The sequence below is a fragment of the Cycloclasticus sp. PY97N genome (assembly GCF_002443175.1).
Lineage (GTDB): Bacteria > Pseudomonadota > Gammaproteobacteria > Methylococcales > Cycloclasticaceae > Cycloclasticus > Cycloclasticus pugetii.
The window spans coordinates 2082424-2106954 of the sequence record NZ_CP023664.1; the positions used below are offsets into that span (position 1 = coordinate 2082424).

The following is a 24531-nucleotide window of genomic DNA, read 5'->3' on the forward strand; positions in this document are numbered from 1 at the left end:
TAACGAGCAATCACTATGTTAATTAGCGCAAACATCACCATGCAGTTTGGCTCTAAGCCACTTTTTGAAAACGTTTCAGCCAAGTTTGGCAACGGCAACCGTTACGGGCTTATCGGCGCAAACGGTTGTGGCAAATCAACCTATATGAAAATATTAGGAGGCGATTTAGAGCCTACATCCGGCAACGTATCAAAAGACCCAGGAGAACGTATCGGTAAATTAGGCCAAGACCAATTTGCCTTTGAAGAACACACCGTTGTTGATACCGTCATCATGGGACACGATGAACTCTGGAAGGTAAAACAAGAACGTGAACGTATCTATTCATTAGCTGAAATGACCGAAGAAGAAGGCATGCGGGTTGCCGAATTAGAAGTTGAGTTTGCTGAAATGGATGGCTACAGCGCTGAAAGTCGTGCAGAAGAACTACTCATGAGTGCGGGGATTGAACAAGAATTCCATTACGGCCTAATGAGTAACGTTGCTCCGGGCTGGAAACTGCGTGTTTTATTAGCCCAAGCACTCTTTTCAGAGCCTGACGTATTACTTCTCGATGAGCCCACCAACAACTTGGACATTAATACGATTCGCTGGCTTGAAGGGATTATCAATCAGTCAAAAAGCACCATGATCATCATCTCGCATGATCGACATTTCTTAAATGCCGTTTGCACGCACATGGCAGATATTGACTACGGCGAACTGCGTATATACCCGGGCAACTACGATGATTTCATGATCGCATCAACCCAAGCGCGCGAGTTACTACAATCAGAGAATGCCAAGAAGAAAACTCAAATGGCTGAACTGCAACAATTTGTTAGTCGCTTTTCTGCCAATGCGTCTAAAGCCAAACAAGCAACATCACGAGCTAAGAAATTAGAAAAAATTGAACTGGCCGATATTAAACCCTCATCACGTGTGAGCCCATTTATCCGCTTCAATCAAATTAAAAAACTTCATCGTGAAGCCGTCACCATTGAAAACCTTGAGCATGGTTTTGATGAAACTTTATTTACAAACACCAGCATGATTTTACAAGCCGGTACACGCTTAGCTGTTATTGGCGAAAATGGTGCCGGTAAAACGACTTTCTTGCGTTGCCTCATGAATGAAATAAGTCCTAACAAGGGTACTATTCAATGGGCAGAAAATGCCACTCTTGGCTATTGCCCGCAAGATGCTAGCGACGATTTTAATGTCGATATGACCTTATTCGACTGGATGAGTCAGTGGCGAAAACCAAGTCATAATGACCAAGTAGTCCGCATGACCTTGGGGCGTTTGCTCTTTTCATCCGATGATTTTAATAAAAAAGTTGCTGTGTGTTCCGGTGGTGAGAAAAACCGTCTACTGTTTGGCAAACTAACCTTGGGCGAAACCAATGTCATGTTAATGGACGAACCAACAAACCATTTAGATATGGAGTCTATCGAAGCCTTAAACTTAGCTTTGGATAATTATGATGGCACATTAATTTTTGTAAGTCATGACCGCGAATTCGTCTCTTCACTTGCCAACCGCATTGTTGAAATAACACCTAATGGCATTGTTGATTTCCATGGCACCTATGATGAATACCTTAAAAGCCAAGATATTGAAAACGTCAAAACGGGCACCCGTTAAAGACACCGTCATATCGTTACAAAAAAGCCCGCTTGAATACTAAAGCGGGCTTTTTTATGTTGATTGGCATGCCGTCAGCAACGCTTGCATGCCTTCCAAACCTTTTGCTCTGGCCAACTCAATATTTCTGCTTGGTATTTTATCGGGGCTTGATACACCCTCTAACGCTGCTTCTATGCTTGCTTCTCGTAAAATATGTAATATTGGATATGGCGAACGATTTGTATAATTAGATGCATCATCTTGCTGCTGGCCTTCAAAACAATAGTCTGGGTGAAACGTAGCTATTTGAAATACACCTTCATACCCCTCCTCAAGCAATAAATCATCGGCTATCGCAGCAAAATCAAGATAGTCATCGAATGATTCTAAGCCCTGTGGGTAAATCAATAAGCTCGTTTCGACATGATCGTTGTTTACAAGGTAACTGAGCTGATCACTAAGCGCCATTAAAGCTTGCTCAACACCGCGCTCATTAATCACCTTGTAGTCAACGCGCCCCGCATTAACAACAGGTTTTGCAAACGGGCAAAAATTCAACGCAACAATAACTGTCTCAACCCATTGGCGACAGCTCTCTATCACCCTTTCGTCAGCTGCCCTTACCACATCAAATCATCCGGCACAGCGTAATCAGCATAGGCATCATCCGATGAAATAGGCGAAACATCTTCTAAATAAATCACACGCTCTTTATCGCGCTGTGCAATTTTTTCAGCAACCCCAATAGGCACGACTTCGTAGGTTTTACCTAGCTGAACAATCACCGCCGCGCCTGCAACAATACGTTGTCGCAAAGCTTCATCTATATAAATGGCTTTTACTTTATTATCGTGAGTAAAATTAAACGGGGCACCCTCTTCGTCTTTATCTAATTTATTAAGCGAGATAAGTTGGTTAATTTGTCCGGCAATTTGTTTCTGCTCAGCTTGTTGATTGCGTTTCTCATTAAGCAAACGATCCTTTTCTTGCTGTTTTAGCTTAGCTTCCTCAGCCAACACGGCCGCTTGATCAACCACCTGAATTTTATTTTTTTGTTTCTGTTTAATTTGTTTATGCTTTTGCATTTTAGCTTTATGCGCTTTCGACTTACTGGTCAAGCCAGCCTTTAGCAATTGGTCTTGTAGGGAAATATTTTTCATAATATATATTTTAACCTCTATCGTTCATACAAATAATACACGTTGCTTACGTCCCTCGAAGCATATGCACAGGTGACTTATTAACCACATCTTTAACACCCCAGAAACCAGCCAAGACAACGCAGCCAGCACTAATAATGGGTACTACAAGACACAATACCCAATTAAAATAAAAATCCAAGTGAAGCACATAGCGATATAAACCAAACAACACCCAGTTGAAAATAAACACCGCAACTAACCCCGACATAACCCCAATTGCAGCAAACTCAATCAAATGGGCATTGCGTAATAGCCTGCGATGAGCACCCAATGTTCGCATCAAAGCACCTTCTGAAATTCGAGTATCCAATGTTGAATATATCGACGACAGCAGTACGGTAAAACCAGCTAACAAAGCAAAATATAATAAGTAATTAATCGCACTAGTGAGTTGCGATAAAATCAGTTTTATTTGTTTCAACATGGCATCCACTTCCAACAAGGTCATCGCTGGAAATTGCCTGACCAGATCATTTAAGAGCGTTTTATTATTTTCTGATAAATAAAAACTCGTGATGTATGTGGTTGGAAAGTTAGCCAAGGTTTCTTCAGAAAACACCATGTAAAAATTCGGTTTCATCGTGTCCCATTGCACGCTCCGCAGGTGCGTTATTTTGGCGTTAATTTGCTCACTACCAATACTAAAGGTCAGCTGATCGCCTAGCTTCACCTGCAAACTTTCAGCCAACTTACTTTCAATAGACACTTCGCCTTTTTTCGTCCCGCTCCACTGTCCGGCTAGAGTTTTATTATCTAGCGGCAGCTCCTTATTCCATGTCAGGCTTAAATCACGATGTGTTGCACGTTCTCCTTGGGAGTCTTTGCTAACAATTTTTTGCACCGGCGTTCTATTAATAGCCACTAATCGTCCACGAACAACTGGGTGAAAACTAGCAGCGGGAACACCCTGGCGACTCAATATATTATCGAAGTTAGCCACTTGGTCAGGAAAAATGTTAATCGCAAAATAATTCGGTGCCTCATCAGGTATTTGCTGTTGCCAATCGGTTAACAAATCATTCCTCACCGTAAAACTCAGTAACATAGCCAAAATCGTGATGCTAAACGCTAAGACTTGGGTCACACTGGCCTTGGGGTCTCTTAACACGCCTTGCAAACCCAAGCGTCCAGCTAAGCCAACATGCGGTAATAACTTGCGACCTTGCAATAAAAGCACGTACAACAAGCCTGCTGAAAAAATTACCGCCAATAAGCCGCCACCCATTATTGAAAACAACAGCATTAAATCATCGGTATATCGATAAATAAGCCCACTAATCAAAGTAAGCGCTAAACCATAAACCAACCAGGCGCTACTATTCAACGGTTCGAGCTCTCGGCGTAAAACCCTTAAGGGCGAAACCCGTTTGAGTCTTAGCAAAGGTGGCAAGGCAAAACCAATCAAAATGGCAAAGCCCGTCATAAAGCCAAACATCACAGCAATAAGGCTTGGATCTGACACCATAGCGGGTAATAAATTACGCAATAGATGAAACAGTGCTTCTTGTGTCAACCAGCCAAATAATAGTCCAGCCGAACAAGCCACGGTACCTATTAAAAAAAACTGATATAGGAATATCAACAAAATATCATTCTGCTTACACCCCAAGCAACGCAGCACCGCGGTAGAATTAAAATGCCGCTCACTATATCGGCGACTAGACATGGCAATAGCAACACCAGCAATTAAAATAACCAAAATACTCGAGAGCCCCAAATAACGCTCAGCTCGAGACAACGCATTTCCTAGTTCGGGCCGGTCATCTTGCACGTCCATTAATCTTTGTGAAGCCGATAACAAAGGTTTTACCCACGCATTAAAGCGTTTAATTGCATTAGCTTCTCCACTAAACTGAAAGAAATAATGGACACGACTACCCGGCTGTATAACATTGGTGGCCTGTAGGTCTAACTGATTCATCATAACCCTTGGTGATAAACTATAAATATCACCCCGCTTATCGGGCTCATAACTAAGCACATGACTGACCGTCAAAGACTGATCCCCAACGGTTAAAACATCACCCACTTGTAGTTTTAAGGTAGACAAAACACGGCTATCAACCCAAACATTACCAGCCTCTGGCCCTTGCTGATGAACGGTTTCTACCGCATCAAGCATTGCCCTTGTTTTTAAGTGCCCTCGTAACGGATAGGCGTTACTAACCGCCTTTACCCCCACCAACAGCAACTCATCATTTTCGATGACGACCGTCGAAAACTCAGTCGTTCTTGCTTGCTTTAATCCTAGCCGCTTTGCTTCATCTAACCATGTATTGGGGATGATATCAGAGCTACTGACCACCAAATCAGCCGCCAAAAATTCTGCTGCTTGCGAATTCATCGTACGATGTAAGCGATCAGCAAATAAACTGATGGCCGTAGAGCTTGTCACAGCAATCACCAAAGCCAACGCTAATAATGTTAATTCACCACTACGAAAATCTCGGCTTAACAAACGTAATGCTAAACTCAATCGGTTCATATAACTTGCCCCGCTTCAATATGCACACTACGCTGACATCGAGAAGCCAACGCCATATCATGAGTCACTAGCACCAGCGTTGTCTTTTGCTCTTGATTTAATTCAAACAACAGCTCAATAATCTGATCGCCCGTTTTACTGTCTAAATTTCCCGTAGGCTCATCAGCAAATAAAATTGCCGGCCTCGTCACAAAAGCACGTGCCAACGCCACTCGTTGCTGCTCTCCGCCTGATAGTTTCATTGGCGTATGCTCTAAACGATGACCTAACCCAACTCGTTTCAATAAAGCCGTTGCAGTTTTTTTTGCTTGTTTATCGCCACGTAATTCCAAAGGCAGCATGACGTTTTCTAAGGCACTCAAACGCGGCATCAATTGAAACGACTGAAAAACAAATCCCACCAACTTATTTCGTATACCCGCTCGACCATCCTCGTCTAACGCCGTTAATTCTTCGCCATTTAGTATGACAGTACCGCCAGTTGGGCTATCTAAACCTGCCAGCAATCCCAACAGCGTCGATTTACCTGAGCCAGATGCTCCTACAATCGCTATACTTTCTCCTTCATCAACAGTTAAGTTTACGGCTGATAAAATAGTCAAGTCACCATCGGCAACAGGTACAGTTTTATTTAGATTTTTTGTTTCAATAATAGGATTACTGGTTTTCAACATGATTAGAATATATTTACTGTTAGTTTTTGCATTGTTTTCGTCCGCACCTTTCGCTAAGACCATCGTGGTCCTGGGCGATAGCATAAGTGCAGGCTACGGAATGCCTATAGAAAAAGGCTGGGTTAACCTATTACAACAAACACTTAACGAACAAAACAAGCCCTACACACTTATAAATAAAAGTATTAGTGGTGACACCACCGCAGGCGGGCTTGCCCGAATTGACCAAGCCTTAGAACAACATACACCCGAAATAGTTCTATTAGAATTAGGTGCAAATGATGGCTTGCGTGGAATGCCTCCCACCTTAATCAAGAAAAATTTACGAGAACTCGTCAAACGAATCAAAGCCAACGGTGCGCAAACCCTCTTGCTTAGTATGCGTATTCCATCAAATTATGGGCAACGCTACACCGAAATGTTCTACAGCAACTACCCAGAGTTGGCCGAAGAAATGGACGTTCCTTTTGTGCCGTTTATTTTAGAGGATGTCGCACTCGAACCCGACATGATGCAAGCCGATCAATTACATCCAAATGAAAAAGCCCAGCCAATTATTGCACAAAAGATTTGGAACCACTTGGAACCCATTTTACAAACCAATTAGTCAACTCCACATTAGGCGATGAAGAACAAGGGCCACCATCACATTGCTTTTGTTTACTTTGTAGCATTATGCTACAATTTTAGCCAGTTTTCGAAATCACGAGGTTCACATGGCAAAAGCATCATCTCCCATTCGTCTGCAAGATGACTTAATGCAAGCCGCTAGCTTAACCGCCAAGCGTTTTCATCGCAGTGCCGCAGAACAAATTGAATATTGGGCCGAGCTAGGCCGCTCAGTATCATCCACACTTGACCCAGACGTTTTGTTATCCGTGGTTTCTGGGTTAACTAAAATTAAAACCGAACCAGTGTATAGCCCAAACATTAATCCCAATGATGTGTTTGACGCACTAGAACGCGAACGAACAGACAACACCTTAAGCAAGCATGTGACTGAAAGCACCATCCGCTATCAAGCATCAACAAACCACCCCGGTTATCTGGAGCAAATAGAGGCCAACGGCAACATCACCGTAGGTACATTTGAGAATGGGCAGTTCATCGCCAAATAAGCTTGAATACCCACAATAAAAAACAGCTTTGGCTACTGGCTGGGGGAAACGGCGCAGGTAAAAGTACCTTTTACAGAACTCGCCTAGAACCGCTAGGTATGGCCTTTATTAACGCCGATATTTTAGCCCAACAGCTCTACCCAAATAAAGCGGAGCAGCGCAGTTACGAGGCAGCAAAAATAGCAGAAAACATACGTTTAGAACTACTCAACGAAGGCCGCAGCTTTTGTTTTGAAACCGTTTTTTCACACCCCTCAAAAATAGACTTTATCGCCAAAGCAAAAGCCTTAGGTTACGAAATAGTCTTAGTATATATTCACCTAGAAACAGCCTCCCTTAACCAAGCGCGCGTATCCCAACGGGTCAGCGAAGGTGGTCACCACGTACCCAATAACAAGGTAATCAGCAGACTCCCAAGGGTAATGAAAAATATTAAACAAGTGCTCCCCTTGTGCGATTTCAGTTATCTCTTAGACAACTCTCGCTTAGATAACCCTTTTCAACAAATTGCTGAAATACGTAATGGGCAAATAAACCTTATTAAAGAGCCCGTGCCGACATGGGCTACGGAATTATTAGCTAACTATTTTAGATGATAGGTATCCGCTCAATCGTAAACCAATACAATAAACTTTCCTAACTATGGCAAGCATTCAGTTTCTTGTGTTCACCTACGTTTGCTTCTCTAATCTCTATGATAAATGATTCTAGCTATCGAACGCACTCTATGCACCAAAGTACAAATACTAAGCTCTAAAAACACCTAGTAGCGATAGGAAACTAACACCCCTAGCATTAACAAAACCTAAAAGGGAGAATTAAAGTTATCTCCATACCCTGTGGTATAAAAAGCTCACATATATTATACGTAACATTAATACCTTATAATTTAATCAAAGGACAACCCTTAAATAGGACTCACGTATGAGAACCAAAATAAGACCAGCTGCAAGACTACTACAAACTATTGGTCGAGATCTTATAAAAGACCAATATGCTGCTATAGTAGAACTTGTAAAAAATGCATATGATGCTGATTCAGATTCGGTTTCTGTCAAGCTTGAGTTCGATGAATTAAAAAAACTACTTTCCATTATAATTATTGACCATGGTGATGGAATGGATTACGACACTGTTGTCGGAAAATGGATGGTCCCGGCAACAGACGACAAGTTAAAGCGAAAAACCAGTCACCGGGGACGCACCCTTCAAGGCCGAAAAGGCATAGGTCGTTTTTCTGCTGCTATATTAGGCGATATAATTAACCTTGAAACCACAAAGAATGGAGAAACTACATCCCTAATCCTCGATATGGAGGCTCTAAATAAGGTTGATTTTTTAGATGAATATGAAATTGATATTGATCGAAACCCATCTAGTTCCTCAAATGGGACCATTATTGAAGTAGAAAAGAATAATATATCAAAAGAGGAGCTTCTTTCCCTTTGGGGAGTGGATACTCTTAAAAAGCTACAGCATGAATTACGTTCTTTAATCTCTCCAGAAGAGGTTTATCCTTCGACGCAAGGTGGTAAACACTCTTTTCAAAATGATCGTTTTGAAATTAAACTGAGTTTTAAGGATTTTCCTATAAATGATACTGAAACTCGTAATACAGAAATATCTTTATCACCTTATCCAATCTTGGAATTATATGACTATCGAATTTATGGTTCTGTTGATAGCTCAGGTAAAGCGACACTGAATTATGTTAACCAGAATATTCCCGAATTACCTGTAGAAAAATTTGATCTTAAAATTCTTACCGACGGGAAATACCCCGGTCCTTTATACATAGATTTAATGGGGTTTGACAGAGACCCTAGCAGTATAAACAACTTGATTAAAAGAGGTCTAAAAGATCCTGACACAGGTGAATATATTGGAAAAAGGGATGCGAGAGAGATCCTTAATGATATCTATGGTATTGGTATCTATAGGAGGCAATTCAGAATCAGACCTTATGGAGATCAAGCATTTGATTGGCTAGAACTAGATAAAAAACGTGTACAAAGCCCTTCATCAAAACTTGGCCATAACCAAGTAGTTGGTTTTATTTTCATACAGCCAGAAGAAGAATCTCATCTTACTGAAAAAAGCGCTCGGGATGGGCTGGTTGAAAACTCATATTACGACGGTCTAAAAGATATTGTTGATCATCTAATGATCCAACTTGAAGTCAGAAGAAAGCGTTATCGAGATAAAACTCTACAAGGTGGTCGTCATCGTACAATTGAGCAAGAAGTCGATCTACTTTTTGATTTTTCAGGAATGCAGTCCGAACTCTCAAGTGCACTTACCGGTTTAGACATACCACGAAATTCTATTTTAGATGTTGAAAAATCAATATCCCTTGTTATTGAGAAGGAACAGCGAAAAAAATCAGCTTACGCTGAGAAAATAAAAGAGACTTTAGCAACTTATCAAAATCATGCCGTGTTAGGTAGGTTAACGCATGTTCTAATTCATGAAGGACGAAAACATATAAAAGACCTTACTGAAACTGTCCCACGAATTATCAAATGGGCTAAGGAATTAAGCCTAAAGCCAAATGATGAGATGAGTGAAAGGCTTATGGACAGAAGTCAACAGGTAAAATCCAGCACGGGAGCTTTAAGCTATTTGTTCAAAAAAATTGAACCCTTAGCGCACCCCAAACGCACAAAACCAAAACAGATTAATTTAAAAAAACTCATTGAGTCTTCGTTGGATATTTTTCAAGCAGATTTAAAAGAGCACGACATTACCGCCACAATAACCTCGGCAGGTGATTTTAGCCTCCTTGCAAATGAAATTGATTTAATGACAATTTTTACAAATTTAGTCGAAAATAGTATTTTCTGGCTCACGATTAGTAATATTGTTTCGAAGGAGGTTAATATTGATTTATCAAATAATGACAATGATATTGTTGTCACTTATACCGATTCCGGGCCTGGTTTTCAGGGTGACAACCTAAACCTTATGTTTGAACCTGGATACAGTACAAAACCTAAAGGAACAGGACTTGGATTGGCTTTAGCTGGTGAGGCTGCTCTAAGATCTAATGGTGAAATTAGGGCAATAAGCACTAAGAAAGGTGCAGAATTTTTAATTACATTTGCTAAAGGAATGGTGGCTCATGGAAACGCTTAATATTTTAGTTGTTGAGGATGATGATACTGCATTTCATAGTTATGAAGATGCTGCTGATGAACTGTCAAGTGAGAGCTTCAGAATACAGCTAGAAAGAAGCACCTCGGCTGAAGCCGCGATTCAAAAATTAAACAACGCAGCCTTCCAAGGAGCAATCATTGACCTTAATTTATTAGGTGAACATGACTCAGAACACGCCTCTGGAAATGAAGTGATTTCAGAAATAAATCACAATTTTCGAATCCCGATCATTGTAGCATCTGGAAACATAAGTAATTTGGATCCAAAGTTTGAAATTAATGATAACCAATTTATTAAAATATTTAATCGAGATGAAAAAACAAATATCGAAATTTTTGAAGAGATAATAAAAATATATAAAACAGGCATATTAAGTATTATTGGAGGGATGGGATTAATCGAGAAAAAGCTGAATGAGGTTTTTTGGGATCATTTATCGAAAGATATAGATGCTTGGTTTACTACGGATAAGAATGTTGAACGAAGCCTTTTAAGATATACCTTGAACCATTTGTCAGCATACCTTGACGAAAATGATGATCCAATCGATTCTTATCGTGAAGCTGAGTTCTACTTGAAGCCACCAATTAAGAATATAATTGCATCTGGTGATATTTTGCGAAAGCCGGAGAGCAAAGAACGATTTATTTTACTTTCACCAGCTTGTGATGTTGCAATTAGAAATGCTGGAGCTGACGAGAAACCTATTATCAATGCCAAATCTTTAGTGCTCGGGAAGATATCTGATTCAGCTCCTCACTCGTTAGTTAACAATGAGCTTACCAAGAACGTTGGAAAGAGCTCTGCAGTAAGTTTTGTAACTAAAGTTGTGAGAGGGACCGAGCTAAAATGTGCTTTTCTTCCTGAATACAAGGAACTCGAAGAAGGTATTATAGATTTCCAGAATTTAATGACCATAAGCCTTACTGAATATATGAAACTTGAACGTCTAGCTACTGTTTCAGAAAGTTTTTTTAAGGATATTCAGTCTCGATTCTCTTCCTACTATGCCAGACAGGGAACACCTGATTTAAATAAAAAAAATATTATTGATTCTTATAAGACTCAACACTTTCCCTAGTTTTAAAGAGCAAGTACTTCCCTAATTTTTATTGCAATAGACTTAGCTAGGGTTACTGGAACAGCATTCCCAATCTGTTTAAATGCGGCAGTCCTAGATGGCTTGCCTGAAACACTCTCAAAATAAAAAGAATCAGGGAACGTTTGTATTCGTGCGGCCTCTCTAACAGATAAAGATCTATTTTGGTTGATATCAGGGTGAATATAATAATGTCCATCTTTAGAGATATGTGCTACGACTGTATGGCTTGGCTGTTTACTAGCAACAACTTTAAATCGATCTAAAAATGACTTCCTATTTTTATGCGTCATTAGGTGCTCGGGCAAATCATTATATTTTAGACGCTTATTTTCTTTGTTCCATAAACTTGTTGCGATCTTATAAACCTCTAAGTCTTTATCTGCATGCGGCCTTGTTAAATGCCAAGTCGCTTCATTTGTCTTTAGAGAGCGAATTCCAGATTTAGCCAAGTACGTATTGGATGAAATAGGTTTTAATTTTTGTGGATGGTGGGTTCCTTGACCGGCTTTTAATTTAGGCAGGTCTAAAAACACATCGTCAACGGATATAGTACTACTGATTTTTTCAGGGAAAGGGTTGAAATCTTCTTCATTATCAAGCCTTCCAATAAGAATGACTCGTTTTCTTGATTGAGGCACACCGTAATCACTCGCATTTAATACTTCATGTTTAGTTGTATAACCATGCTTTTCAAAAAGGGTTAACATTTTATCGAAATAGAGTTGGCCACTTTCATCCTTCGCAGATAATAAACCGAGTACATTCTCAAAAACAAAGTACCGAGGCTTATACTTCTCTAAGAATTGAGCATAATAAATATAGAGATAGTTTCTTTTATCTCCTTTCATTCCATTTGTATCTCTAGAGCGCCCAACTAGAGAGTAGGCTTGGCATGGAGGGCCACCAATAATTAAGTCAAGTTTATCTCCTGATAGTATGGAGTCTATTCTAGAGAAAATATTTGGAAGTGTTTCTTGGCTAATTTCTTCATTAAGTACGGAAGAAATTAGCTCCTTGGGTATTTGTGAATAAAGCTCTTCTCTAGATATTTGCCCTTTGGTATAGGCATCATAAATTTTTGTTTTTTTCTTAGAAATTAGCCAGTGGTAAGCAACTCTTGTTTTAATTGTGAAGCAGGCGGCTTCATCCATTTCAACATGAGCAATGGGGTAGAAACCAGATTGAATGAAACCTTCTGATAGGCCAGATGCACCGGCAAACAAATCTAAGAACCTCAACCCCACTTATAAAACCTCATCTATTTCACACGCTATTATCATTAATAATAGCCAGGCTACTCTGCAACTATTAATTAGTCAATATAATCAAAAGGTGCGACAAATATATATTACCTAAATAGCCCCCACCCTAAGGAAATATAACCGCCGTTTCTACTTAAAACACACGAAAAAAATTACCTATACAAAACCAACAGCCAGCACCTGCTATCGAACAAACCTATTTCTAAATATTTAGAATACCCCTCTACAGATGTTGCAATAAAAAACCCTATTCAAGCAAAAAGTTTTACTATCTTACATAAATCAATCACACGCTTTAACCACTGCATATGCTAGCCTAGCACCTTACCTTTCAAGCCTCATTAAAGCAGGCTTAATTCAGGCCATCGTATGGATAAAATCGCTCTTTTTGTTGATGTACAAAACATCTACTACACCACTCGGCAGGCCTATGGTCGCCAGTTTAATTACCGTAAGTTATGGCAAATTATTAGTCAGCAAGGCACGATTACCCAGGCTACTGCGTATGCCACCCAGCGTGATGACGATGGCCAGCATAAGTTTCAATCGGCACTTAAGCACATGGGCTTTCGCGTTAAGCTGAAGCCATTTATTCAACGTATTGATGGCAGCGCTAAAGGCGACTGGGACGTAGGCATTACAATTGACGTGCTAGACGCAGCCAAAGAGGTGGATCGTGTAATTTTGCTATCGGGCGATGGTGATTTTGATCTATTGCTGGAGAAAATAAACCTGCAGTATGGCGTCAACACAGAGGTCTACGGCGTGCCGGCGCTGACTGCAAAATCTCTGATTGATGCGGCTAGTGTATTTCATCCGATTAATGTGGATTTTTTGCTGTAGCGAGTTCATCATTCACCTAACACCAATACAAAGCTGCTCAACTTGCTTGCAGATGGTTACCCGCCTTATAAGCGGCCTTCGCAAGCTAAACGCCTATCAACCGTACGCCGGTAAAAATAGCTGAGTACGGGTTTGATACCCGGCAAGCAGATAAGCACACCCAGTGGCATTAATAGTGGCACTTGCTTCATCATAATGCTGTAGGCATCCATTTCTGAATGGATAACCCCATGAGTATCTTCTATGTGTAATTCACGCAAGGCTTTGAACGGGTCTATCCCACGTTGTCGCAAGGCTTGGTCTTGGCTGGTGATATCAAACCAACTAAATAAAGCCGACCTCTGACCGGCTAGCCGCTCAAATAACGCACGATCTTTAACGCAGCTGGGGCAAGATTGATCGTAAAAAACGGTGATTTGAGCGTGACCAGCGATCGATGCTTTAGTCATTTTGCCGCTTGCTCTAACTGCAATAGGCGTGATTTTAGGCTGTCAATTTCATCGAGTAAATCCAACGCCAAGGCAATACCGGATAGATTGATATCTAGGTCACGCTGCAAGCGCATGGCGGCGTGTGCTTTTTGCAGACAACGAGCACTAAACTGCCACTGCGTTTGCCGCTGCCCCTGAGGTTCCAATATACCCTCCTGCACCAATTCAATTACCCATTCATTACTGCTTGAACACGCTTGGCATAAGTCATCTAAAGACAGTACCGTTGCTTCATCTAGCAGGAGCCCTTTAAGTATTTTATCGTTCATCGTCATTACACTCCCAATTTACTACGTGGGTTATAACCTAAAGTTTGTTCCATTTGCTGGTACAACGCTTTTGCCTCTTCAGTATCCGCTGCTGGCAAGGTAATTTGTGGCACTACGTATAAATCACCCGGTGGTGTGCTAGGTATACCCCGCCCTTTTAATCGCATTTTACCGCCACCTTTTGTGCCCGCTGGTATTTTCATATCGACCGGCCCATCGGGCGTTGGTACTTTAATGCTCGCGCCTAAGGCTGCCTCCCATGGAGTAATAGGTAAATCCAGGTACACATCATGCCCATCGACACGGTAAAAAGGGTGTGCTTTAAAATCAATTTCTAGGTATAAATCACCTTTGCCGCCTTGGCCTATACCGGCCGACCCTTGACCCGCCAAACGAATCCGCTGGCCTTTTTTAACCCCTTTAGGGATTTTTACCTTTAAGGTTCGCTGTTTAGTGACTACTTGCCCGTTAGCGTCCAATTCAGCGGCGTTTAGGGTAATACTATGTATTGCACCATAGTAGGCATCCATGAGTTCTATGCTTACTTTGGCATGATGATCTTGCCCTCGTGCGTTAAAACCGGCTTGCTGACGACCTGCTTGCCCTTGGTTAAACTGCTGGCCAAATAAAGACTCGAAAAAGTCACTATAGTCCGCACCATCGCCATCGCTGTAACCACCACTAAATTCATAACCCTCGTCCCAATTTGGTGGTGGGTTAAAGTCTTGACCAGCTTTCCAATTAGCACCCAACTGGTCATAAGCCGCACGCTTTTCTGGGTCTTTTAATACATCGTAGGCTTCACCCACCTCTTTAAAACGGGCTTCTGCATCGTCAGCTTTATTTACATCAGGGTGGTATTTACGTGCTAACTTCTTATACGCGCGTTTTATCTCATCTTGTTTCGCATCGCGCTCAACACCCATAATGGTGTAATAATCTTTATAATCCATCTGCTACCCCGCTTTACTCCTTAGTCTTCTAACCGGAAGCCTATTTTAACGGTTACTTGCCAATGTTTAATTTGCCCTTGGGCTAGGTGACCGCGCGTTTCTATCACTTCAAACCAATCCATATTACGGGTTGTTTTAGCCGCAGCTTCAATGGCATTTTTTATTGCATCGTCCGAGCTGACTTCTGAACTACCCGTTAGCTCAATATATTTATAGGTATGATGACTCATCTTATCCTCCTATCATTTGTTGGTACTTTTAGCATATACCTTTAAGTCGGAACCGACAATTATTTAGCAATCGATTCATTTGACCTAAAGATCGGTGAGATAGTGACCCAAATTCATGTAAAATTTAATCACCATTAAAAATCATCGTGGCAAATGAATATGAAAAAGCTGGAACATCTTTTTAAACAAAATAAAGAGTGGGCTCAGTCCATTACAGACGAAGACCCAAACTTTTTTAAAAATTTATCTAAACTGCAATCACCCGAGTACCTTTGGATTGGCTGCTCTGATAGCCGAGTACCGTCCAATCAGCTACTGAATCTTGCCCCAGGTGAGGTCTTTGTTCATCGTAACATTGCTAATATGGTTATCCACAGTGATCTAAACTGCTTGTCGGTTATGCAGTTTGCCATTGAAGTACTTAAAGTTAAGCATATTATCGTTTGCGGCCATTATGGTTGCGGCGGTATCAAAGCCTCACTGGAGGACGTTGACCATGGGCTTATTGATAATTGGCTTGGGCACATTAAAGATGTACATCGCCTTCACGCAACTGAGTTAAATGCAATTACTGATCAGGAAGAAATGGAACACCGTTTATGTGAATTAAACGTGATTGAGCAAGTAGCTAATGTTTGTGACACCACTATCGTCAAGAATGCTTGGAAAAGTGGTGCTGACTTATCGGTACACGGCTGGGTTTACAATATTAAGAACGGTATTCTAAAAGATATTACTAATACGCCTATCACTCACGGGTAACAGTCGTATTACTGACTACCATTTATTGGCTAACAATCGATATCTTCAAGTTCTATATTAAGTGCATGGCCTGAAATAATCAGCTCGTATAGTGAAACAACCAGCGACAGCATCATGAGTACTAAACTGATAGTAAAAGCCCATTGACCGAAATCACCAGCCGCTAAAAATAATAGGAACATCGCAGCTACGCAAAAACTAATGCTTAGTACCCCCAAAATTTGCATCCAGATGATTAACTTTATACGCAACTGCAAACTGATAATCTGACGTGCAATAAGCTGCTTATTCGTCTCATTAATTTGCTGATGTAAACCGCGGATAACGTTTGCCAAGCCCAAAAAGCGATTCGTATAGGCAAGTAGTAACAATGAAATAGCGGGAAATAATAAGGCGGGGGTCGATAGTTCCATACTTGATTAAAATTCTTTATGTAAGTTGATAGAGCGCTTATAAATCACTGATAGCCCTTTTTAACCTAATGCTTGCTAAGACCGCATCATAAACAGCATTTGCATGGTTATTCTGGCTGTTTTTCCGTAGTGCTTCGGCACTAAGCACATCGGTATTGGTTGATAAGCCATGCTCATACCGATCACGATTAACCTTTAGGTTTTCTTCTGCCTGATCAATAGATTGCTCGGTTACGCCAAGACGTTTACGTGTTTCTTGTACGTCTAGCCAATATTGCCTTACTTGCAGTTTAACAAGGCTTAATACTTCATCATATTGTTTTTCAAGTGAACGCGCTTGACGAGCCATTGCTGACGATTGATGACGAATTAGGCCTGCATCGAACAACGTCCATTTCACACCGACACCTACTAACCATTGACCCTCATGTGCCTGATACTCGTTTTCTTGAAAATCATAACCGCCCGTTAAAGCAACTTGTGGCGCATTACCTGCTTGAACAGCCTTTGCTTTGGATTTAAGTGCGTCGGCCTGTTCTTTTAAAACACGCAATTCGTAACGTTGCTTAATCGCTTGAGCCAATAACATATCCAACGAAAGGTCTACTCTTTGCGGCTCTAATTCTTTCAATAAGACCGCTGTTTGAAAATCTCGCCCCAGTAAACGATTGTAGGCAGATTGACTAATATCAAGCCTATTTTCAACCTGCATAGATGACTGCACTGCATCGGCCAAAGCAACTTTCGCGGCTAATAAATCATTTCTTGATACCATCCCCTGCTGATATAGGTTTTCAACATCTGCCTTATGCGAGGATAGGCTGAGCACATGACTATTTGCCACCTCAAGTGCTTTACTTAATCGCAACACCGCGATGTAGGCTTCAGCCACTTTCAGCTTCAAGTCTAGCACTTTACCCGCCTCAAACTTTTTTGAAGCTTCTAACGAAGAGGTTGCCGCATCGATACCACGACTAATTTTTCCACCGGTGTAAATAGGTAATACCGTCATCGCTTTGTACGAATAACTTTCTCGTTCAGCCAATGGGAATTGTGTTGATACACCCGCAAAATCTACTTTTGCTTCTGGGTCATTCTCCATCATGCTATACCCTGCCCCAACAGTGACATTAGGCAAACGGGCTGCCTTTGCTGCCTCTAGCTGGTATTGACTAGCTTGTGTATTTTCACGCACCGCTTGAAGACTATGGTCATACTTGATGGCAATATCCCATGCCTGCTCGAGTGTTTCTGCTTCTAAAGCCATGGGAAGCACGCAGCCAAACAAAAGTACAAGAGCAAAAAGTTGGTTTTTTTTAAACAACATTAGTCTTCTCCTGTTGAGCCAGTATGAAGCGACTGACGTGTTAACATTGAATACAGCAACATCGGCACCACAACCAGTGTCAACGCCGTTGACACAATCGTACCGAAGATTAATGAGATCGCCAGCCCACCAAAAACAGGGTCAGATAACATCACCGCAGAGCCCAAAACAATCGCCAATGCTGTCAATAAAATTGGCCGTAACCGAACAGCCCCTGCCTCTCTAACCGCTTCATGTGCAGACATACCTTTTTTCATATAGTCCACTACAAAATCAATAATTAACAATGAGTTACGAACCACCACACCCGCTAATGCTATTACTCCAATCATCGACGTTGAGGTGAAAGGTTCACCAACTATCCAGTGCCCAGGAAACACACCAATCAGCCCAAGTGGAATAGCCGACATGGCTATCAGTGGTATTTTAAACGAGGCATAATAACCGACCAATAATAGATAGATAAAAACCAATGCAATACCAAGCGCACCTAACATGTCGCGAAAAACATCTAAGGTTAAACGAATCTCGCCATCCCATAGCAATTGGTATCCATCAATCGTGTCAGGGGTAACCGATTGTAATTGTAAATTACCCGTTGTTAACACCTCTCCTTCACCCAATGACAGATTGTCTAATCGTTGATCTATATCCATCACTGCATACACCGGTGTGGTATCGCTGAGTTCTGCACCTACAAATGTCACGCGCTCATAATCCTTATGCAAAATTGGCCGGTCTTGAATATCGTTAACCACTCGAGTCAATTCAGATAGCGGTATTCTTTGCCCTTGTCTGTTCGTTAAATAAATACTCGATAAAAGCGTTGGGTCTATCTGGTATTGATAAGGAATATGTAAGCGTATTGGCACAATCTTTTTTTCTGACGCAATATGTAAACGGCCCATCTCAGTCCCACTGACCATTTGCCTCAATGCTTGTACAACCTGCGCTACTGAAACACCCGATAAAGCGGCTTTTTCTTTATCTACAATCACTCTAAACTGTGGCACATCAGCCACTTCAGAATCATGCACCTCAACAACGCCGTAAGTCTCTTTAAACACCTTGCTCACCTTGGCTGATATTTCACGAAGCTTTTCAGGATCTTTACCATAAATTTCAGCTAAAACCGTCGCCCGTAAAGGCGGGCCGGGTAAGTCTTCTGCTAATTGAATAACACTGCCAGGGTAACGTTGCTGAATTTTTTCCATTGCAGGACGCAGCTGAGCAACTAAATCAATAGAACTCATATCTCGCGTTTTTTTATCCGTTAAATTCACTCTCACTTCAGCAACAAATGGACCTTTTTTATTACCCGCTCCCTTTAACAAGCCATTAAAATCAATAACGCCCGTTTGCCCAACCCAACTTTGATAATTAAGCACGTTATCACGCTCACGCAATAGAGCACCCACTTCGCGAGTGATCTGATCGGTCACTTCTATCGGCGTGAATTCAGGCATGTCGATCGTAATGTTAAAGGTGTTTTTATTATCCTTCGGCAAAAAGACTAAAGGAATACCGCCCGCTGACACTGGGCCACCCACACCCGCAGGGCGAATAAATTGCCAAGCTGGTTGCAACATGGATAACACAATAGCTAAGACAATAACGCCTATTGTAATGTAGCGATAACGCCGACGAGCTAATAAGGGCGTAATAATGTTGTAGTAAAACTGATGTAATTTATCATTGTCATGAGGCGTTTCTAAATCTTCCCCTTCACCCGGTTTGAGCCAACGGTTAGCAGCCCAAGGTGTAACAATATAAGCCACTAATAATGACGCAAACATGGCCATTGGCACATTAAATGCGATGGGGAAAAAATATTGCCCTGCCATGTCTGTCACCACCACCAACGAACCAAACACCAACATAACGGCAAACGTCGCTAAATTGGTTGGGTTCCCAATTTCGTTAGTGGCCTCAACGGTGACATCCACCTTATCCTTTAACCATAAGCTTTTATAATGCCTATGAATATTCTCAATCACCACAATTGAAGAATCCACTAATAACCCTAAAGAGAGAATTAAACCGAACAAAGTGACTCTATTGATGGTGATTCCAAATATATAGTCAGAACCCAGTGTTAAAGCCAAAATAAAAGGCACACTAATCCCAACGATGAGCGCTTCTTTAAACCCAAGAAAAAGCACAATAACAACAAAAACAGAAATGATAGCGATACCCAGATGCTCAATCAAATTATTAACCGCATCATCAGCCTTTTTGCCATCATTACGCGTAATAATGACCTCTACTCCGGCGGGAATAAAACTGTTTTTCATCCGCTCAATTCTATTTAGCACATCATCCGCTACGAAGACCGCATTGGTCCCGGTTTTTTTTGCAACGGCAATAGAAACCGCGGGGATTTCTACCGTAGCGGTGGAACCAAATCTTGGGTCTGCTGGGCCATAAGCAAATCGTGAAAGTTTGTCTCGTTCTTCTCGAGGACCATCAATGATGTCTGCAACATCTTCCATGTAAATAGCTTGTTGATTAAAGCTACCTATTATTAGTTTTTTGACTTGTTCAGCAGACGTTAAAAACCCATCTAAGTAGAGGTTACTGACCTTTCCTTGAATTGCTTGTGTGCCAACCGGGGCCGATACATTACCAGCTTGCAATGCTGCCTGCATTTGGTCTAGCGTAATACCAAAACCCAACAACCTTTCAGGATCAAGTTCGACCCGAACCTCCCTGTCTCGCCCTCCTTTAACGTAGGCAACCGACACTTCATTCAAACTACGTAAACGGTCTACCATATGGTCTGCTAGGCGTTTTAAAGCATAATCATCATATTTTTCTGAGGCCAGGGTAACCGTTAGAATTGGCACATCATCAACATCAACACTTCTAATTAAAGGAACTGAAGCATCAGCAGGTAATTGGTCTTGTTTTCCTAGAACTCGGTCGTAAAGCTTCACGAGCGATTCTTCCTTATCAAGCCCTACTTTAAACTGAACACTCACCACACCCATAGAGTTCAGTGCGGTTGCATAGGTATGATCAACACCAGGTATTTCTCGAATAATGCCTTCTAATGGATTGATCACCAGTTCTTCTATTTCGCTTGGTGTTGCACCCGGCATGCTGACAAAAATTTCGGCGCCCGGCACCACAATTTGCGGGTTTTCCTCACGAGGCGTTAACAAAATAGCGATAATACCCAGCAATACACAGCTGAGCATAAATAACACGGTTAACTTGGAGGTAACGAAAGCATGGGCAACCCATCCCGCCGGATTTAATCGCTTATTATTCACCCACTACATCCCTTGCTTGAATAGAGTCACCCTCTCGTAACCGCTCAGTCGGGGCTGATACAATTTGCTCGCCACCCGTTAAACCGACTAATACTTCAATTTTTCCGCGGGTTGTTTTCCCTAAGCGTAGCCAGCGAAAATGAATGCGCTGTTGTTCGTCAACTATATATACCCCGGTTAAGCCCGCCCTGCTTATCAAGGACTCAACACGAATAACCGGCGAGGACTTGACGCCTACTTTAAAATGAGCTCGCCCAAACATCCCTGGCCGTAGCTTACTGTTATCCGGTAACGAGGCTTTTACTTGTGATTTACGCGTTAACGGATCAGCCGATGGAACAACTCGAGCAATAACGCCATGAAGCGATTCATCAAGCGCATCAATAACCAGCTCAACAGTTTCTCCTCGACTGATATTTTTTAACTGTCCCTCGCCAATATACGTTTCAAATAACAAACCGTCAGCTGACTCAACTGTTAGTAAAGGTATAGCAGGTGCTGCCAAATCTCCTTCACGTTTATGCCGCCCCACTACCACACCACTAACTGGACTTGTAATTTGAGTATATTGACGCTGCGCCTGAGTTGTTTGTAGCGCTGCTTTAGCTTCGCGTAATGTGTCTTGCGCGATATCCCGCTGCAATCGTACTTTTCTGAGTTTGTTTTCAGACACGCTGCCACGCTCAAATAATGCTTGGAAGCTTTCCAGATCGGTTTGCGCATCTTTTAATGCCGATTTTGCTTTATCCACCAACGCGGTGACTTGCCGAATAGCACCTTCAACATCCGCACCATCCAATACCACTAATGTTTGTCCGGTCGTCACCGAATCACCTTCACGCACCAAGATTTTCTTAATATAGCCCGTGCGTCTAGAGGCAACATCAACACGATGATCTGAAACAATAGAGCCTGTTGTTCGATAAACTATTGGTAGACTCTCAACTTGCACCTGTGCTGTTTGCAGTGCCCAAGGTTCTTTCACTGCTTTTTCAGCCTTAGGCTGCTCAGAACACCCTAATAGGTTAACCAGCAAACCTATTGACAGCATAAGTGTTAATTGTTTTTTCAAAAAACTCATGTATTAGGGCCCCTCTCATCGGCCACTGTATTGATGGTATTAATATTGTTTTTCAATAGTTGTATAACGTGTGACGAAATAACACTTGGGTCACTATAAGATGTCTTCCATCCCGGTAAGTATTGACACATAGGTCTGGTAGCTGAGTGCGATAGCACCAACCAAATACTGGAGACGGTTAACATGTAATGGTCAGCCTCAGGGGCAATATCCTGAACCAAGGCTAGAACCATTTTAAAGGGCTCTAATAGCACTTCTTCAGCCACTAACTTCAACCTCGCCTCATCCCCATCCAGCAACTCCCACATGACTAACGCCCTAACGTTTTGATCGTCATTAACCATCAAGGCAAAGCGCTCGATAAAACTTTCAAGTCGCTCTAGCGGTGCCCCTGTGTTTGAAACAGAGCCTGCTATGGCAGTCGCCTTATCAACAAATGAGTGTTTCAGCACTTCAAAATATAGCGCGTGTTTATCGGGAAAGTGATGGTAAATTGCGGCGGTACTCAAGCCAACCAATTTAGATAATTCACGCATAGAAACGCCGTTATAGCCTTTAGCGGCAAACAGCGGTGTCGCTTTATCTAGTATATTAATGCGTGTATTTATTTCTTTGCTTTGTGCGTTCATCTACCAACTGGTTACTTAACGTTCGTTAAGGCGAATTTTACTGTATAAAATATCGCGACGCAACATAGGCCAAACAATGAAAAAACAATGCCTTTGGCACTTAAGCGAGCTGTTTTTAGGCGTTCGAATCGTTATAAAAGTAAGTGGAGTTGGCCGATAAGCCGGGTTCTGTCGTGGACAGTCATTCATCTGGGATGCATATCACTATGCACCTCGAGCGACCTACCCAGAAGCCGTGTGGGCCACACGTTGCAACTTACGTTGCTACTTCTCTATTTGGTCTTGCTTCAAGTGGGGTTTACCATCGCCGTGATACGTTACCGTACACGCGGTGCGCTCTTACCGCACCGTTTCACCCTTACCGGTCTACCAGTAGACTTAGGCGGTTTCCTTTCTGCTGCACTATCCGTAGGCTCACGCCCCCCAGGCGTTACCTGGCACTTTACCCTATGAAGCCCGGACTTTCCTCCCTGCTTGCGCAGAGCGACTGCCTGGCCAACTCCGCGTGCAGTGTACAAACTAATACCTCTTCGATCAATTTTATTAACAATAAAAATTAATTGCTATTGTTAATGTAAAAAGGCAACTGACACAGTTTTACTTAACACGGCAAGCATTCTACTCATGCAAGCTCAACACTACCTCCAGGCAACCTTATAAAAACATTCTGTTAAAGCAACAACGCAAATTAAGTTTTGAAGCCTGATTAAAGCAGACCAAACTCACCCTAGTTTTTGTCCTTTTTTTAATCATCAGCTTGTATTTCAAGTGCTCTTTTATACAGCGCTTTCTTTGGCTGACCGGTCAATTGAACTGCCAATTTAACAGCCGTTTTTAGTGAACACTCTTGCAATAAAGTTTCTAGGGTCTTAACGTCTTCATCGGACAGCTCATCCTTTTTATGCTGCTTTTTGTTGACGCCTTCTATCAATACGACAAACTCACCACGCTGCATATTACTATCTGCTTGAAGTAATTGATAAATATCTGCAACCGACCCTGTTGCAATTGTTTCATATGTTTTAGTCAATTCACGGGCAATCGATATCTTATGCGTTGGGTCATACGTAGCGAATATATCGTCCATGCATTTAATAATGCGATGGCTCGATTCATAAAATACGAGCGTACCTTGACGACCCTTATATATCTCAAAAATTGCTTTTCGCGCAGCCGATGTTCGCGGCAAGAAGCCTTCGAAACTAAACCTATCTGTTGCTAATCCAGATGCGCTAAGCGCCGCAATTAACGCACAAGCACCGGGAACTGGCACCACCTCAAAACCAGCCTGCTTGACCCCTTCAACTAAGGAATAACCCGGATCATTAATAAGTGGTGTACCCGCATCCGATATCAACGCGATTGATTCGCCAGCGCTCAACTTTTCTAATAAAAGCTGACGCTTATTGTTTTCGTTATGCTCATGGTAGGCCGTCATCGCTGTGTTTATCGAGTAGTGATTCAACAAGACTTTGCTATTACGCGTGTCCTCGGCGGCAATCACATCAACCGCCTTAAGCACTTCTAAAGCACGTAAACTGATATCTGATAAATTCCCAATAGGTGTGGCTACAATATAAAGTATGCCTTTATCGTTTGACATCGTTGACCCTGAAAAAGATACTAAGCACTGGTTTGATCATTTTTAATT

23 protein-coding genes and 1 other RNA gene are annotated in these 24531 nt (G+C 41.8%); 8 read left to right on the forward strand and 16 right to left on the reverse strand.

All coding sequences use genetic code 11. The features are described 5' to 3' along the window. Positions 1-15: 15 nt before the first annotated feature. Positions 16-1626, forward strand: a complete 1611-nt coding sequence (locus tag CPC19_RS10045) for an ABC-F family ATPase (protein ID WP_015005408.1) — start codon at positions 16-18, stop codon at positions 1624-1626. Between the two features lie 54 nt (positions 1627-1680). Here the strand turns inward: CPC19_RS10045 and CPC19_RS10050 are convergent, their stop codons facing one another. Genes CPC19_RS10050 through CPC19_RS10065 form a run of 4 tightly spaced genes read right to left on the reverse strand, consistent with a single transcriptional unit; the run spans position 1681 to position 5969 of the window. Next, a complete protein-coding gene (locus CPC19_RS10050) occupies positions 1681-2235 on the reverse strand; it encodes a DUF1415 domain-containing protein (protein ID WP_016389755.1) in 555 nt (184 codons plus the stop codon). Next, positions 2229-2768, reverse strand: a complete 540-nt coding sequence (locus tag CPC19_RS10055; RefSeq protein WP_016389756.1) for a DUF2058 domain-containing protein — start codon at positions 2766-2768, stop codon at positions 2229-2231. The genes CPC19_RS10050 and CPC19_RS10055 overlap by 7 nt, the downstream gene beginning before the upstream one ends. A 46-nt stretch (positions 2769-2814) precedes the next feature. Next, complete coding sequence (locus CPC19_RS10060) at positions 2815-5295, reverse strand: ABC transporter permease (RefSeq protein ID WP_016389758.1); 2481 nt, start codon at positions 5293-5295, stop codon at positions 2815-2817. Continuing rightward, positions 5292-5969 carry an ABC transporter ATP-binding protein gene (locus CPC19_RS10065; protein ID WP_016389760.1) on the reverse strand — a complete coding sequence of 226 codons (678 nt, stop codon included), beginning with the start codon at positions 5967-5969 and terminating at the stop codon, positions 5292-5294. The genes CPC19_RS10060 and CPC19_RS10065 overlap by 4 nt, the downstream gene beginning before the upstream one ends. 100 nt (positions 5970-6069) lie before the next feature. Here CPC19_RS10065 and CPC19_RS10070 point away from each other — a divergent pair, with 100 nt between their 5' ends. The 5 genes from CPC19_RS10070 (at position 6070) to CPC19_RS10090 (ending at position 11324) form a co-directional block, all read left to right on the forward strand. Continuing rightward, positions 6070-6576: an arylesterase gene (locus tag CPC19_RS10070; RefSeq protein WP_016389761.1), complete on the forward strand. Its 507-nt coding sequence runs from the start codon at positions 6070-6072 to the stop codon at positions 6574-6576. Between the two features lie 109 nt (positions 6577-6685). Further along, entirely contained in the window at positions 6686-7087 is a 402-nt protein-coding gene (locus CPC19_RS10075; protein WP_016389762.1) for a hypothetical protein, read from the forward strand. 2 nt (positions 7088-7089) lie between these two features. Continuing rightward, complete coding sequence (locus tag CPC19_RS10080; protein ID WP_016389763.1) at positions 7090-7683, forward strand: AAA family ATPase; 594 nt, start codon at positions 7090-7092, stop codon at positions 7681-7683. A gap of 328 nt (positions 7684-8011) precedes the next feature. Next, complete coding sequence (locus CPC19_RS10085) at positions 8012-10222, forward strand: sensor histidine kinase (RefSeq protein WP_016389765.1); 2211 nt, start codon at positions 8012-8014, stop codon at positions 10220-10222. Further along, entirely contained in the window at positions 10209-11324 is a 1116-nt protein-coding gene (locus tag CPC19_RS10090; protein ID WP_016389766.1) for a response regulator, read from the forward strand. The genes CPC19_RS10085 and CPC19_RS10090 overlap by 14 nt, the downstream gene beginning before the upstream one ends. 2 nt (positions 11325-11326) lie before the next feature. On the opposite strand, the gene CPC19_RS10095 is transcribed toward CPC19_RS10090, so the two are convergent. Continuing rightward, positions 11327-12568 (reverse strand): DNA cytosine methyltransferase, encoded by a 1242-nt coding sequence (locus CPC19_RS10095; RefSeq protein ID WP_201765911.1) that lies wholly within the window; start codon positions 12566-12568, stop codon positions 11327-11329. Between the two features lie 408 nt (positions 12569-12976). On the opposite strand from CPC19_RS10095, the gene CPC19_RS10100 reads away from it, so the two are divergent. Beyond that, complete coding sequence (locus tag CPC19_RS10100) at positions 12977-13450, forward strand: NYN domain-containing protein (protein ID WP_016389768.1); 474 nt, start codon at positions 12977-12979, stop codon at positions 13448-13450. A gap of 65 nt (positions 13451-13515) precedes the next feature. Here CPC19_RS10100 and CPC19_RS10105 read toward each other — a convergent pair whose 3' ends face one another. From CPC19_RS10105 to CPC19_RS10120, 4 genes are read right to left on the reverse strand one after another with little or no spacing between them, the layout of a single operon-like run. Further along, entirely contained in the window at positions 13516-13899 is a 384-nt protein-coding gene (locus tag CPC19_RS10105; RefSeq protein ID WP_016389769.1) for a thiol-disulfide oxidoreductase DCC family protein, read from the reverse strand. Further along, positions 13896-14210 carry a chaperone modulator CbpM gene (locus tag CPC19_RS10110; RefSeq protein ID WP_020932907.1) on the reverse strand — a complete coding sequence of 105 codons (315 nt, stop codon included), beginning with the start codon at positions 14208-14210 and terminating at the stop codon, positions 13896-13898. Before CPC19_RS10110 ends, CPC19_RS10105 begins: the two co-directional genes overlap by 4 nt. A gap of 5 nt (positions 14211-14215) precedes the next feature. Beyond that, complete coding sequence (locus tag CPC19_RS10115) at positions 14216-15163, reverse strand: DnaJ C-terminal domain-containing protein (RefSeq protein WP_016389770.1); 948 nt, start codon at positions 15161-15163, stop codon at positions 14216-14218. Between the two features lie 20 nt (positions 15164-15183). Beyond that, positions 15184-15393 (reverse strand): dodecin, encoded by a 210-nt coding sequence (locus tag CPC19_RS10120; protein WP_015005398.1) that lies wholly within the window; start codon positions 15391-15393, stop codon positions 15184-15186. 159 nt (positions 15394-15552) lie between these two features. Between CPC19_RS10120 and can the strand changes: the two genes are divergently transcribed. Beyond that, complete coding sequence (can, locus tag CPC19_RS10125; RefSeq protein ID WP_015005397.1) at positions 15553-16155, forward strand: carbonate dehydratase; 603 nt, start codon at positions 15553-15555, stop codon at positions 16153-16155. 29 nt (positions 16156-16184) lie between these two features. Here the strand turns inward: can and CPC19_RS10130 are convergent, their stop codons facing one another. The 7 genes from CPC19_RS10130 to rsmI form a co-directional block, all read right to left on the reverse strand. Next, positions 16185-16568, reverse strand: a complete 384-nt coding sequence (locus CPC19_RS10130; RefSeq protein ID WP_015005396.1) for a DUF2721 domain-containing protein — start codon at positions 16566-16568, stop codon at positions 16185-16187. Between the two features lie 37 nt (positions 16569-16605). Beyond that, positions 16606-17895, reverse strand: a complete 1290-nt coding sequence (locus tag CPC19_RS10135) for a TolC family protein (protein ID WP_016389771.1) — start codon at positions 17893-17895, stop codon at positions 16606-16608. Next, a complete protein-coding gene (locus CPC19_RS10140) occupies positions 17895-21170 on the reverse strand; it encodes an efflux RND transporter permease subunit (RefSeq protein WP_016389773.1) in 3276 nt (1091 codons plus the stop codon). The genes CPC19_RS10135 and CPC19_RS10140 overlap by 1 nt, the downstream gene beginning before the upstream one ends. Beyond that, a complete protein-coding gene (locus CPC19_RS10145; protein WP_016389775.1) occupies positions 21163-22251 on the reverse strand; it encodes an efflux RND transporter periplasmic adaptor subunit in 1089 nt (362 codons plus the stop codon). Before CPC19_RS10145 ends, CPC19_RS10140 begins: the two co-directional genes overlap by 8 nt. Beyond that, positions 22248-22880, reverse strand: a complete 633-nt coding sequence (locus tag CPC19_RS10150) for a TetR/AcrR family transcriptional regulator (protein WP_015005392.1) — start codon at positions 22878-22880, stop codon at positions 22248-22250. Before CPC19_RS10150 ends, CPC19_RS10145 begins: the two co-directional genes overlap by 4 nt. A 141-nt stretch (positions 22881-23021) precedes the next feature. Further along, positions 23022-23383, reverse strand: an RNA gene (rnpB, locus tag CPC19_RS10155) — RNase P RNA component class A. A 242-nt stretch (positions 23384-23625) separates the two neighbouring features. Further along, a complete protein-coding gene (gene rsmI / locus CPC19_RS10160) occupies positions 23626-24483 on the reverse strand; it encodes a 16S rRNA (cytidine(1402)-2'-O)-methyltransferase (RefSeq protein ID WP_016389778.1) in 858 nt (285 codons plus the stop codon). Between the last annotated feature and the right edge of the window lie 48 nt (positions 24484-24531).

Bases quoted from the DNA above. Each gene is read 5' to 3' on its own strand.
- CPC19_RS10145 (WP_016389775.1), bottom strand. From the start codon at position 22,251: ATGAGTTTTTTGAAAAAACAATTAACACTTATGCTGTCAATAGGTTTG.
- CPC19_RS10055 (WP_016389756.1), bottom strand. From the start codon at position 2,768: ATGAAAAATATTTCCCTACAAGACCAATTGCTAAAGGCTGGCTTGACC.
- CPC19_RS10100 (WP_016389768.1), top strand. From the start codon at position 12,977: ATGGATAAAATCGCTCTTTTTGTTGATGTACAAAACATCTACTACACC.
- can (WP_015005397.1), top strand. From the start codon at position 15,553: ATGAAAAAGCTGGAACATCTTTTTAAACAAAATAAAGAGTGGGCTCAG.
- CPC19_RS10045 (WP_015005408.1), top strand. From the start codon at position 16: ATGTTAATTAGCGCAAACATCACCATGCAGTTTGGCTCTAAGCCACTT.
- CPC19_RS10115 (WP_016389770.1), bottom strand. From the start codon at position 15,163: ATGGATTATAAAGATTATTACACCATTATGGGTGTTGAGCGCGATGCG.
- CPC19_RS10070 (WP_016389761.1), top strand. From the start codon at position 6,070: ATGCCTATAGAAAAAGGCTGGGTTAACCTATTACAACAAACACTTAAC.
- CPC19_RS10065 (WP_016389760.1), bottom strand. From the start codon at position 5,969: ATGTTGAAAACCAGTAATCCTATTATTGAAACAAAAAATCTAAATAAA.
- CPC19_RS10110 (WP_020932907.1), bottom strand. From the start codon at position 14,210: ATGAACGATAAAATACTTAAAGGGCTCCTGCTAGATGAAGCAACGGTA.
- CPC19_RS10135 (WP_016389771.1), bottom strand. From the start codon at position 17,895: ATGTTGTTTAAAAAAAACCAACTTTTTGCTCTTGTACTTTTGTTTGGC.
- rsmI (WP_016389778.1), bottom strand. From the start codon at position 24,483: ATGTCAAACGATAAAGGCATACTTTATATTGTAGCCACACCTATTGGG.
- CPC19_RS10060 (WP_016389758.1), bottom strand. From the start codon at position 5,295: ATGAACCGATTGAGTTTAGCATTACGTTTGTTAAGCCGAGATTTTCGT.
- CPC19_RS10090 (WP_016389766.1), top strand. From the start codon at position 10,209: ATGGAAACGCTTAATATTTTAGTTGTTGAGGATGATGATACTGCATTT.
- CPC19_RS10120 (WP_015005398.1), bottom strand. From the start codon at position 15,393: ATGAGTCATCATACCTATAAATATATTGAGCTAACGGGTAGTTCAGAA.
- CPC19_RS10150 (WP_015005392.1), bottom strand. From the start codon at position 22,880: ATGAACGCACAAAGCAAAGAAATAAATACACGCATTAATATACTAGAT.
- CPC19_RS10075 (WP_016389762.1), top strand. From the start codon at position 6,686: ATGGCAAAAGCATCATCTCCCATTCGTCTGCAAGATGACTTAATGCAA.
- CPC19_RS10105 (WP_016389769.1), bottom strand. From the start codon at position 13,899: ATGACTAAAGCATCGATCGCTGGTCACGCTCAAATCACCGTTTTTTAC.
- CPC19_RS10085 (WP_016389765.1), top strand. From the start codon at position 8,012: ATGAGAACCAAAATAAGACCAGCTGCAAGACTACTACAAACTATTGGT.
- CPC19_RS10130 (WP_015005396.1), bottom strand. From the start codon at position 16,568: ATGGAACTATCGACCCCCGCCTTATTATTTCCCGCTATTTCATTGTTA.